At 63.7% G+C, this 11,458-nt stretch carries 17 protein-coding genes; all 17 read left to right on the forward strand.

Going from position 1 to position 11,458, the window contains the following annotated elements; all coding sequences use genetic code 11:
- The coding region (locus HW932_RS20935) for a hypothetical protein (RefSeq protein ID WP_222932481.1) at nucleotides 1–503 on the forward strand (503 nt) is incomplete at its 5' end.
- A gap of 52 nt (nucleotides 504–555) precedes the next feature.
- On the forward strand, nucleotides 556–1,128 hold the full coding sequence (locus HW932_RS20940; protein WP_176978393.1) for a hypothetical protein: 573 nt from the start codon (nucleotides 556–558) through the stop codon (nucleotides 1,126–1,128).
- A 220-nt stretch (nucleotides 1,129–1,348) separates the two neighbouring features.
- A complete protein-coding gene (locus HW932_RS20945; RefSeq protein ID WP_176978394.1) occupies nucleotides 1,349–2,047 on the forward strand; it encodes a recombinase family protein in 699 nt (232 codons plus the stop codon).
- Nucleotides 2,048–2,049: 2 nt separating this feature from the next.
- Entirely contained in the window at nucleotides 2,050–2,286 is a 237-nt protein-coding gene (locus tag HW932_RS20950; protein ID WP_176978395.1) for a hypothetical protein, read from the forward strand.
- A gap of 82 nt (nucleotides 2,287–2,368) precedes the next feature.
- On the forward strand, nucleotides 2,369–2,875 hold the full coding sequence (locus HW932_RS20955) for a hypothetical protein (protein WP_176978396.1): 507 nt from the start codon (nucleotides 2,369–2,371) through the stop codon (nucleotides 2,873–2,875).
- Nucleotides 2,876–3,199: 324 nt separating this feature from the next.
- The gene (locus tag HW932_RS20960) at nucleotides 3,200–3,493 is read left to right on the forward strand and encodes a hypothetical protein (protein ID WP_176978397.1); all 294 of its coding nucleotides are present in this window, start codon (nucleotides 3,200–3,202) and stop codon (nucleotides 3,491–3,493) included.
- Nucleotides 3,494–3,700: 207 nt separating this feature from the next.
- A complete protein-coding gene (locus HW932_RS20965; RefSeq protein ID WP_176978398.1) occupies nucleotides 3,701–4,174 on the forward strand; it encodes a hypothetical protein in 474 nt (157 codons plus the stop codon).
- 44 nt (nucleotides 4,175–4,218) lie between these two features.
- Complete coding sequence (locus HW932_RS20970; protein ID WP_176978399.1) at nucleotides 4,219–4,389, forward strand: hypothetical protein; 171 nt, start codon at nucleotides 4,219–4,221, stop codon at nucleotides 4,387–4,389.
- Nucleotides 4,390–4,439: 50 nt separating this feature from the next.
- Nucleotides 4,440–4,745, forward strand: coding sequence for a CCDC90 family protein (locus tag HW932_RS20975; RefSeq protein WP_176978400.1), 306 nt, complete (start codon nucleotides 4,440–4,442; stop codon nucleotides 4,743–4,745).
- A gap of 114 nt (nucleotides 4,746–4,859) precedes the next feature.
- Entirely contained in the window at nucleotides 4,860–5,060 is a 201-nt protein-coding gene (locus HW932_RS20980; protein WP_176978401.1) for a helix-turn-helix domain-containing protein, read from the forward strand.
- A 293-nt stretch (nucleotides 5,061–5,353) separates the two neighbouring features.
- On the forward strand, nucleotides 5,354–8,194 hold the full coding sequence (locus HW932_RS20985) for an AAA family ATPase (protein WP_176978402.1): 2,841 nt from the start codon (nucleotides 5,354–5,356) through the stop codon (nucleotides 8,192–8,194).
- Nucleotides 8,191–8,565 carry a hypothetical protein gene (locus HW932_RS20990; RefSeq protein WP_246296961.1) on the forward strand — a complete coding sequence of 125 codons (375 nt, stop codon included), beginning with the start codon at nucleotides 8,191–8,193 and terminating at the stop codon, nucleotides 8,563–8,565. The genes HW932_RS20985 and HW932_RS20990 overlap by 4 nt, the downstream gene beginning before the upstream one ends.
- Before the next feature lie 137 nt (nucleotides 8,566–8,702).
- The gene (locus HW932_RS20995; RefSeq protein WP_176978403.1) at nucleotides 8,703–9,062 is read left to right on the forward strand and encodes a hypothetical protein; all 360 of its coding nucleotides are present in this window, start codon (nucleotides 8,703–8,705) and stop codon (nucleotides 9,060–9,062) included.
- Nucleotides 9,063–9,691: 629 nt separating this feature from the next.
- The gene (locus HW932_RS21000) at nucleotides 9,692–10,210 is read left to right on the forward strand and encodes a hypothetical protein (protein WP_176978404.1); all 519 of its coding nucleotides are present in this window, start codon (nucleotides 9,692–9,694) and stop codon (nucleotides 10,208–10,210) included.
- Between the two features lie 30 nt (nucleotides 10,211–10,240).
- Entirely contained in the window at nucleotides 10,241–10,447 is a 207-nt protein-coding gene (locus HW932_RS22230) for a hypothetical protein (protein WP_425485138.1), read from the forward strand.
- A 178-nt stretch (nucleotides 10,448–10,625) separates the two neighbouring features.
- Entirely contained in the window at nucleotides 10,626–11,126 is a 501-nt protein-coding gene (locus HW932_RS21005; RefSeq protein ID WP_222932482.1) for a DUF5681 domain-containing protein, read from the forward strand.
- Between the two features lie 5 nt (nucleotides 11,127–11,131).
- The gene (locus HW932_RS21010; RefSeq protein ID WP_176978406.1) at nucleotides 11,132–11,326 is read left to right on the forward strand and encodes a hypothetical protein; all 195 of its coding nucleotides are present in this window, start codon (nucleotides 11,132–11,134) and stop codon (nucleotides 11,324–11,326) included.
- The last annotated feature ends 132 nt before the right edge of the window (nucleotides 11,327–11,458 follow it).

The raw sequence follows: 11,458 nt of genomic DNA on the forward strand, positions 1-11,458 counted from the left end.
TGGCCCAAATCCTGGCGCCCGAGGCCGAGAGCTTGCCCGACGCCTATTGCGCTGCGACGGAGCGCCTGAGGCGGCTGGAGCAAGACATCTCGAACGAGATTGCCGAGACAAACCGGGTGTGCAAGGAGGAAGCCGCACGCCTGAAGGATCATGTGGCTTACGCGAGCCACCGTATCATTGAGCTGATCGGCGAGCGGAAGAAGCTGGAGCGGCTCTTGGAGCGCGGAGCCAGTGAGTCAGTCTTGAAGGCCCGCGAGAAGATGCGCTCAGCAGGAGTGCCCGAGCGCGAACTCGACCGGATCAAGCCCTTGCTGGATCACAATGAAGTGCGGGCGCAGATTGCCGAGCTGGATGCCGAAAGCACGATGTTAAGCCGGTTCACCAGTACCGCAGACGAATCGATCCTGCCTGCTGACTTTGCCGATCGGGCGCGGGCGCACCGGGAACTTTACGAGCTGATGCGGACGGCGCGGGGGCCGAATCTGGCCGTGATGGGACCGTAGCCACCATCAACAGTGGCGGGTCGAGGCCCGCCATGCCACCACGGAGCACACCATGCCGCGAAAACACTTCACCCTCATCGAGCGTACCGCCTTGGGCGGCCAGCTCCACAAAGGCCCGCTGGCCGTGCGGCACCGGAAGATGATGAAGCTGTTGCGCGGGTTCTGGCAGCGGATCTCGACGGACCCGACGGCGGTATTCGCCCTGGTCGAAGCCCTGGCCCCGGACGCGCCGGACCTGCCGGCTGCCTATGACCAAACTCAGGAGCGTCTTGAGCGGCTGGTCCGCGACGTGATGACGGTGGTATCGGGCACGGAGTTGACGTGTGCTGGCGAGCGGAACCGGCTCGGGGACTTCATCGATGTCGCGATCAGTCGGCGTGTGGAGCTTGGTAGCGAACGCAAACGGATCGTCCGGCAACTGGAAGAGGCCGGTTCAGAGTCCACCCAGCAGCGGGAGAGGCTGGCTGCCGCGCTCGCGGAGATCGACGACGAAGATGAAAGGCTTGGGCGGTTCGTTGCGACGATGGATGACCGGAGCCTACCCATTGGGTTCGCGGATCGCGTGAGGGCGTACCGGGAGCTTCGGGAGCAACGCTTGGCTGCGGTGTCCATGACCCCGACATGAAAAGCCCCGCACAGTGGCGGGGCTGCCCGATGTCCAGGTCGTGCCGCATTCCAGCGCGAAAGTTGGCCGACACATGCAAGGGTCAACCGGATTCTACCCCTGATCGACCGGACGCTGAAATACCCGCTGTGATGGCGGGTTTTTCTTTGGATCGCGGGATTGTGAAAACCGTAAACGAGCGTATAATGCTTTCACAGTTTAGGGTTTCACGGGGTCCAGCATGAGCATCACCATCACCAGAGCTATCGGGTACTACCGCGTCAGCACCGACCAACAGGGGCGCTCAGGGCTGGGCCTGGAGTCTCAGCAAGCAAAGGTCCGTGCGTTCTGCGAGCAGGAGGGGATCGAGCTACTGAGCGAGGTAGTAGAGATCGAGACCGGCAAAGGTAGCGATGCCCTGGAGCGGCGCCCCGTGCTGGCATCCGCATTGAAGGAAGCGAAGCGCGCCGATGCCGCCATCGTCGTCGCGAAACTCGACCGGCTGGCGCGTGACGTTCACTTCGTCTCGGGGCTGATGACCAAGCGCGTGCCATTCGTGTCGGTCGAGCATGGCATTGACGCGGACCCCTTCATGCTTCACCTGTACGCGGCCCTGGCCGAGAAGGAGCGCGCCATGATCAGCGAGCGGACCAAGGCGGCGCTGGAGGCCGCGAAGGCGCGTGGTGTGGTGCTTGGGAATACGACCAACCTCCCGGAAGCCCGAGCCAAGGGGCACGAGACCAACCGGCGCCACGCGGATTCCTTCGCCGAGAAGCTGCGCCCGACCATGCAGCCGATGCTTGACGCCGGCTTGTCCTATCGCGAGATCGCGCGTCGGCTCAATGCTATGGGCGTCCCCACAGCCAGAGAAGGGATCTGGGCCGCGCGTACCGTCTCGAACATCGCTCAACGACTGATGACGCGGCGGGAGGCGGCATAGCCATGTGGGATAACGCACTCGCCGCCGAGGCCCGCGCGACCTGGGATGACCTCAGTCTGTCCGACCCCGCCCTCAAGCTCGACATGCGCATGGACGCTGCCCTCTTGTCCGTGGGCGCTTTCGCCGATCGGTATGCGGGCAAGGTCCGCGCTGTGCTCGCCAAGGCCGGATCTGACCGCGATCCAGACTATTGCTGGGATCTGGCCGTGGCGCTGTGGCAGATTTGCCGGGAGGGGTGACGCGGGCGTTGTATCTGATACTTGCCGACCGCTGTATCAGATACTAACCTTGAGCCACCATCACCCTGTATCGGATACAGCCATGCCCAAGCCGAACACCCGCATGACCGCCATGAGGCAACGCGCGCTGGAAGCGTTCAACGATGGCCCGGTGCTGCAAGACCTGTCGGGCTTCTCGACGACGGCGCTATGGGAAGTGGCCCGCGTGCAGCTCAAGCGCGGCAATCCCTATTCGCTGGCCGTGGTCCTGGTGGAGCTGCACCGACGCTGCCCGCCTGTCCCCGGTGGGCGTCCGATCGAGCTGGCGTACCATGTCTCTGATACACCGGACCCGGTATCAGAGACGGCGCGCGAGACCGTATCAGAGACGCCCGTGTTGGAACTGGAGCCATCCCCGCCTCCACGCACCACCGCCGATCTGATTGGCATCCTGAAGGCCCACGGCTGGACTCAGGCCCGGATTGCCCATGAGGTCGGACGCGATCAAGGCCGCGTGTCGCGTGCGCTCAATCGCGGCGCCAAGCTGGACGACGAGGCCCACGATAAGCTCGTTGGGCTGGTGGCCGAGGTCGAGCGTTCCTCGTCCTAACACGAATCGCGCGCGCGAAACCGATCACTCACGACATTGGCAATTATCGTGAGTGATTTTCTGTGGCATTTCGTGCTCAAGCGCGGCCATGCTCGGACGCGGGAGGGCTGGCGCTGTTGACGCACCAGACGCGGCGCCGGTCCAGCGTCATCGAGGGCGCGGGGCTGTTGCCACGAGGCAAGTCGAACGCGACAGGCCACGCCCGAAGTGCTCTGGAGCCGGATAGCGGGTGATCGAGGTTCACGGACACAGGCAGAGAGCGATTGTTTTTTTAGTCACGGTGCCCTATTTTGTGGCATCATTTCCAGGCAATAGGGCGTAAACATGAGCGAGACACCCACACTGCGGCGCCGTGGACGACCAAAAGGCCCGCGCCCAGCACTGACATCGGCTGAGAAGATGCGTCGCGCCCGTGAACGGGTGCGCCAAGCGATGGATACGCCCGCGATCGACATCAAAGCCTTGCCCGACCACCTGCTGATTGAGGCCCTGGCGCGCGCGTTCCGGCAGGTGCGACCTGCGGCCCTTTCGCTGGTCATGATGGAGGTGGTCGAGCGACTGAATCAGAGGCTCCCCGACGACGACAAGCGTCATCTGCACTGGGAGCTGACGGAGTAAGGGAGTGCGTTTGACAGGGAGGGGTAGAGTCCCCGCCGTCTGCCGGGTGTCGATTGAAGCCCGCACCCGGCAGTAAAGCCCGACCGCTGGAACGGTTCGGACAACGGTGAGAACACAGACATGATAGCCGTCGTGCGGCTGCGCGTCTGCTCGCCCTGCCCACCTCTGCGCGGTCGGTCATCACACCAACCTGAGTGAGAGACCGACGTGAACGAACCCTCCTATGCCCTGATCGCCTTGACCCGCGAACTGTCCTACCGCGTGGGCACCCTGTCGCTCGACGATGACGACTTCATCACAGAGCGCAACCACCTGTGCCAGATTGCGTGCGCGGCCCGGCTGCTGGCCGAGTCTGCCTATCAGGAAGCCGATGACCTGGAAGAGAACAGTGTCCGGCTCTCGGAAGAGACGCAGAACGATCTGCGGTTTCTGTTGCATCACGGCTATTCAGGCTGGGATGCCACGGTTGCCGACCTGATCGCCAAGGAAGCGGCGCGCATTCGTGAAGAGATCGCCGCCAACATCAAGCCCGAGCCGACACCCGAGGAAAAACTTGAGTGGGCGCGCGAAGTCCGCGAGCGACTGGCCGGACTGACTGAGGAATGGGTCAGCGATGCCGAGACAGCGGTCCAGGCCGCGAATCAGGATGGCCCTGAGTCGAGCGCGAGCAACGCGGCCTAGCGCGCCCTGGTGGTCCAGGGATGGACCCATTGAGGAACACCACCATGACCGACTACATCCCTGACCCTGACGACATCGCACTGCCGCTGGTCTCCGGCTGCGAGCAGCATGAGGCAATGGAAGCCGAGTGGGAAAAAGAGCAGATTGAATGGGAGATCGAGCGCGAGCGACAGCTTGAAGAGGCCGCGCATGACCGCCGCGCTACGCCCTGGTGACTGACCGACCACACTGATTCGAGACACCCACACCCCGAGAGGGCCACGCCATGACCACCTTCGTACTCGACACCCTGGCCTATGCCGAAACGCTCAAGGCCGGGGGATTCAACGAACAGCAAGCCGCGACCCAGGCCCGCGCCCTGGCCGAGATCATCGATCGGCAGATGGCGACCAAGGCCGAAATGGAAGCGCACGAAAACAACCTGCGGCGCGACATCGAGGTTCTGCGCCTGGAGGTCAAGCGCGACATCGCCGAAAGCAAGTCCGAATTGATCCGCTGGGTTGTCGGGGCTGGATTCCTTCAGACCACGCTCATCATCGGCGCCCTGATGAAGATGGGCGGGATGGTCTGACACGGCCATCGAGCGGGGCCGGGGATGGGTGTGCAAAACTAGGAAAACGGCAGGAAGGGTGTCGTTTTTTCAGGGGTAGAGTGATCGCGAACCTTCACCAAAGAGGCGCGACACATGGAAAACCCACTGACTGACTTCCTCTCGACCGAACAGGCCGCTGAGGCCGCGAACATCTCGAAGCCGACCCTGAGGGCGTGGCGGAGAGCGGGTAAGATCCCGGCGCCGATCCGGTACGCGGGGCGCTATTTGTACCCGCGCACCGCCTTCATTGAGGCACTGGCACGGATGCTTGAAGAGCAGGAGGCTGCGGCGTGAATCGGAAGTCTCGCGACCGCCGCCGCGCGCGGCTCGACAAACAGGCTCGCCTGTGGGGTATGGACGCCAAAAAGAAGAAGCCCCGGCCAGAGTCCATCCGGCCGGGGCTGCAATCTGATCTTTTCGCTTTTGCCAACCGCGTGACCCGACCCGGCAAGGTCGAGCCACGTTAGCTAGGCCGCTGTAGACGGTCCAGCTCGGTCGAGCTTGGGGGATTATGGGGTAGCCACCTCAAAATTTCCACCCGTTCGCCCTGCCTGCCCGTCTGCGCGGCTCCTGATTTTGGAGTCGTTATGCTTGATACAAACATCCCCAGCGCGCCCATCGTCGAATTGGTCGAGATGACCGACGACGAATCCGCCGCGATCGAGGCACGCATTGCCGCGCAGAATGCGGCCAAGCGGCGGCGCCGTGGCGTCCGCGCCGAAGTTATCGAAGGCCCGGCGACGTTCAATATCGGCGATGCCATCACCGAGAATGAATCCATCGCCGCGCGGGCTGCCGAGCTGGAGGCTGATTCGGATCTTCAGACCGATCTCGAACGGCTGGCCGAATATGAGCACCAGCAAGAGCCGGTCGAGTTGGTGTGCTTCTCCCCCGACGAGGGGAAAACCGCCGATGCACCCCTCGCCGAGGTCCAGGCACCCGAGTCGATTCGGGATCGACTTGGCGAAGAGCTGGCCCGCTTCCCAATCGCGCTGGCCGATACCGTCACCGGCCCCATCACTCGCCGTCGCGAAGTCGCTTGGAACGAACTGGCCGCGATGCTTGGGAGTGTCCAGGCTGGCGCTAAGGATGGACCACTCTGGATCGCTGGCGACCATGCCCCAGGACCACGCGGCAACGAGCATGTCCGCTCAGTCTCCGTGCTGGCGCTGGACGTGGAAGCCAAGACCGCGCGGAACCCCGAGACCGGCATCAAGACCGTCATCGGCCCGGAGCCGCCCACGGTCGAGGAAATGGCCGTCGAGGTCGATCTGTGCGGCTGGCGCGCCATCCTGCACACGACGCACAGCCACCTAGACCCCAGCATCCAGCCGTCCGGCGTTCCTCATCACCGCTATCGGCTGGTGCTGGCGCTGGAGCGTCCGCTCCAACCCGGCGAGCTGGACCTCTTGGGGCGCCATGTCGCTAGTGTGCTGGGGATCTCCGATTGCTTCGACCCGTCGACCCTGAAGCCAAGCCAACCCCTGTACCTGCCGCGCGCCCCCGAGGATCGGCTGATCTATTTCGGGCATGTCAGTGTCGAGGGCGAGCCGTTGCCCGTCGAGTCACTGCTGAGTGAGGCCAAGGCCGCACAGGACGCCCTTCGCGCCGCCGCCGCGCGCCGGCAAGGCCCACAGACCGCCAGCGTCATCGACGCCTTCAACGCGGCCCATGATGTCCGGGAGCTGCTGCGCCACCACGGCTACATCAAGAAGCGCGGCAACCGCTGGATGCACCCAGAATCGACGACCGGCATGGCTGGCGTGCGGCTGCTGCCCGAGTCAGACCCGCCGCGCGTCTTCTCGTCGCATGGTTGCTGTCCGCTTAACGACGGCCACGCTCATGACGCCTTTTCCATCTGGTGCACCCTGGAGCACGGAGGCGACATCAAGACCGCTGTTCGGGAGGCGTCGCGCTTGCTGGGGATGGAGTTCGAGCGGAAAGCCGATAGAACGCAACAGGAGGCCCGTAGAGACGACTACCGGCAGACCCAAGCCGACCCACAGCCTGAAGCCAGCAACGAGCCTGAAGCGCCTGTATCGCGTCTGAGGCGCTGTGACCTATCGAACCTGCGTAGTGCCGAGCTGGCCGCGCCCGAGTTCGTGATCGAGCCGTTGATTCCACGCTCCTTCCTCACTCTGTTCGGCGGTCATGGCGGGTCTGGGAAGTCGAGTTTGGCGCTGGCGATGGGCGCGCACGTCGCCAGTGGGCGGAACTGGGGCGAGTTCACAGTCACCCAGGGGCGCGTACTAGTGATCTCCTACGAAGATGCCGAGGAATTGGTTGTTTGGCGATTGAAGAAGATCGCAATGCAGTATCAGCTTTCCCTGCCGGCGATCATGGCCAACATGGTGATCGTCGACGCCACTGAGGCCGAAGCCATGATGGTCGAGTTTAACGACCACGGTGTTCGTCGCCTGCTCTCGACTGGCGACGGTGACGAGCTGGTCGCGATGATCGCTGAGGGCGCGTTCGATCTCGTCATCATCGACAACGCGAGCGACTGTTTCGGCGGCAACGAGAACGACCGTCAGCAAGTCCGGCATTTCGTGCGCCAGTGCGCCAGTGCAGTGAAGGGCCACAAAGGCGCAGTCCTGTTGCTCGCTCACATCGACAAAGCCGCCGCAAAGTTCGGCTCAGCCCGTAACTCATACTCAGGTTCGACTGCCTGGCATAACTCGGCTCGGTCGCGGCTGGCGCTGATCGACGACGAGCTGCATCAGGAAAAGCTGAATGTCGGTAAGGCCCACCCTGATTCGATTCCGCTGGAGTGGAAGGGGCCGGTTCCGGTTCCGGCTGGGCAATCGGGCGTGACGACCGAGAGACGCCACGCTGAAGAGGCCGATGAAGAGGCCATCTTGAGCTGTTTTCGCGCGGCTGAGGCGGTCGGCAAGAACGTATCGGCGGCAGACACCGGCAACTCAACGACGTGGCACGCACTCTCTTCTTACGCTGAATTCCCGGCAACCATGAAGAAGGACCGCGCGCGGTTTCGTGAGGCGGTTACGCGGTTGCTGCGCTCCGGGGCGATTCAGCAGGTGGAATACAAGGACGCGCACTACAAGCCGCGAACCAAGTACGTCCTATCCGCCAATCCGCCAATGTCCGCCAATGTTAAGACTGACGGAGACTGGCGGAACACCACCCACCACCTTCCGCCCGTCAGTGTCGGAAGGGGTGTGGGGGGAACGGCGGAAGATGTTTCGGCATTGGCGGATTGGCGGATTGACGGGTCCAGCGAGGCCGAGCTGAAGCCCGGCAGTGCCGTCTGCGCTCGGTGCGCGCACTGGACGCCTGACCCGGTAAATCCTTCGGGCGGCATCGGGCGTTGCCAGATTGACGCGCCGGCAAGCCGCAAACCCGGTTCACTGTGGCCGTGGCCCGATGCTGAGATTTCCTGCGGGCGGTTCCGGGGGGTGACGGCATGAACGGAATGACCGTAACGACCACCGGCACCGTCTCCGTGCCGGCCCACGCCCTGGAGGCACTACGCCGGAAGGCCGCGATGACGGCGGTAGAGACCTGGAAGCCGACGCCGGGCGAGACGCTGGAAGGCGTCATCACCGGCAGCCGGAAGGTCGACGGACCATACGGCGAGCAAGCGCAAATGCTGGTACAGACGATCGACGGACGGATGCTAGCCGTCTGGCTCACGTCGTGGCTGCTGGACCGACTCAAGGAACAGCGAGCCACGCGAGGTGATTTGGTGTCGCTGACCTTTCACGGACGCCACCGCTCGAAACGCGGTGTGGAGTTCAACAGCTACAGCGTGACAGTCTTGAAGCCGAACGAAATCTGACCGACCGAGGGCCGGGGCGATCCCGGCCCTTTCCCACTGGGTCAACGGTACAACCGGCGTTGCCGGACTGCGGAGCCGGAATCCAAATCCGGGATTCGCCCGGAATATCTGAGGGATGCGGGGCAGGGGTCGCGTCCGTGGGCGCCGTGCTGGAGGGCGAGGAACTGTGGCGGGCTGATCCTGATCGCCTGGACGCGCTATTCACCGAGTCGGTCAACCCGGCAACCCTGACCGAATGCCTGGACGAACTGCGCTACTGGCAATGGCTGCATGACATCCGCTGGCGCATGGGCCAGACCGAGCACCCCGGCGAGTTCCAGGGCGATGAGGACGACCGTATCAGCGCCCGTCGCTGGTTCGTCGAGGGGCTGCTGACCGAGCTGGCGCCCGTGGATCGAGCCGAAGCCATCCATATCGCCGATGGCCTCAAGGGCGTGGTGGATGAGGCCGAGCGGCGCGCGGAGATCCTGGAGCATCTGTTGCGCACCTGCCCGTAGGGTCGCCCACGTTCGCGCGGGTGATCCGGTTATCGTAGATCCTCAAATTGAGGATGTGCCGGGTAGCCCGCGCGCGGGGAGTGGGCTGGATGCCAATGCAACGATCGTTGCAATTAACGCGCGCCCGGAAGGGCAGGTTGGCGGCAGTGCTACCGGAGTGGCACCGCGATTCATCCACGCGCGCGGAAGGGCATCTATCACGGAGACCGTGACGGTTGCCAATTGGCAACCGCGCCAACCGTGGTGATGTCCACCATCGTTCCCGCCCTGCCTTGACGCTGGCGCCGAAGCCGTCTAGGTTGAAGTCATCCAGATCCCCCGAATCGTTGTCGGGCGAATGTTTGGATGCAGAAGCGGTGCCCGAGCAATCGAGCGCCGCTTTTTTATGGCGGCTAGAAACCCCGATTTCGGGGTTTGGGATGTCGCCCCCACGCGCGCGGGGCAACCAGTTGAGGCCAGTGCACGCGGACGTGCACCGCTCCGCCCGCCCGCCCGTGGGCAGCCGGGTATTCCAACGAGATACCCGTCTCGCCCACGCTCGCGGGTGATCCTTCACTGCTACGATCGTAGCATTTACATCCAGCGGGTCGCCCACGGGCGCGGGGCATCTATCACGGAAATCGTGACGTTTGCCGTGGCTGAAGCAGCAGCAGGAATCGGGCGCGGTTGACTTCTCTGAAGTGACGGCGCAACGCTACATGCGGATCGCCTCAAATCCGTCACGCGCGACGGATTTGGAACGGCCCTCCATCCGCGCCGCCCTCGAACTCCTGACTGAAGACAAGGCCGGCATCACGACGCTTCGGGCGCTCCTGCTCGACATGCGCGACCGCAAGGGATGGAAGGCGCTCGGATATTCGAGCTTCGAGGAATACGGCAAAACCGAGCTTGGTTACGAAAAATCGCAAATTTACCGGCTGGCAGAGGCCGGTGAAATAGCGAAATCTCTCGATTCCCCAATTGGGGAAAGCGCCCCGGAATCCCACCTCCGCCCACTCGCCCCACTGACCGACGACGAGCGCCGCAAGGTCTGGGAAGAAGCGACCGCCAAAGCCGCACGGCGCCTTGACGCTGGATCGTCTGGCGCTAGCCTTTGTATAGGCTCTGCTCCCATCCGGCCCTGTATACCAGAGGGGCTTGGTGCGTAGGCGGCGCTTCCCGCGCGCGCGTGGGTGCGAGTGTTCAAACCGCATTTCGCGAAGATCATCCAGCGCGCTTCCCGCGCGCGCGTGGGTGCGAGCAACGAGGCCGCATCCGACATGACCGACCCGATGCGCTTCCCGCGCGCGCGTGGGTGCGAGATCGGCAGCGTGCTGCCGATTTCCCGCGATCCGGCCACTCCCGCGCGCTCGCCGCCATCGGACGCCCTTTTTTCTGGTGGCTAGAAACTCTGGTAGCTCCCTTTTTTCTGGACTGAAGAAACCCCCGCCCGATTTCACCTGATCCTCGATACCGATCAGGGGCGGAACACGCGCGAATCAGGAAAACCGCGCCAGATAGCCCTACTCCGATGCCGGATGATGCCCTCGCCTGATATTGCAGGTGACAACAGGGTCATCCCCAATGCACGAAACCCCGATACCCACCCCACGCGACGCCGGAGGGAAGTTCCCTCCTGGTCGGAGCGGCAACCCGCGAGGCAGACCGCCCGGCTCTGGATCATCGCCCGGCGTCCGACTGCGGCGCTTGATCGCCCAACACGGTGACGAACTCGTCCAGGCGCTCATCAAGCAGGCCAAGCAAGGCGATACCGCCGCCGCCGTTGCCTTGCTTGATCGCTGTGTGGCGCGTCTGCGGCCGATGTCCGAACCCGTCGCCGTGGATGTCACCGGAGATCGTCAATCCGTCGCTGATCGGCTGTTGCAGGCCGTGAGTGCTGGCGAACTCTCGACCGAGACCGCATCCGAATTGCTCGCCCTGGTCGGCAGTGCTCAGCCAGCGGACACGTCGATCACGCCGATCGACTTCGACAAGCTCGACGAACTCTACAACCGCGCGATGCAGGCATCCGACGCCGAGGCTGCGCGCATTGAGGCTGAGCGCCTGGCCGGGCTGAGGGGATAACGACGATGAGTGAAGCCACAGTCGCGGCCCATGCCGCCATCCGCATCATCGACGTGATGACCCGGCAGAATGAAGCCCTGCTCCACGGCATCGTCACAACGCTAGACCTGCTCGAACGCCTGGAATCGCACGTAGAGCGCATCGAGCAGCGCCTTTCGGCCATCGAATCCCACATCACCACCACCGGAGCCAAGCCATGATGAATCTGCAACAACGGATGGCATTCCATGACGACCTGCGCCACGGCGGCGCGGAGCACCACCGGAAATTATTCAGCGCCCTGAGCAACCTTTGGTCGCGACTCCGGGACGATCCAGAGGCCGTCGCCGCCC

Source organism: Allochromatium humboldtianum (assembly GCF_013385175.1).
Classification (GTDB): domain Bacteria; phylum Pseudomonadota; class Gammaproteobacteria; order Chromatiales; family Chromatiaceae; genus Thermochromatium; species Thermochromatium humboldtianum.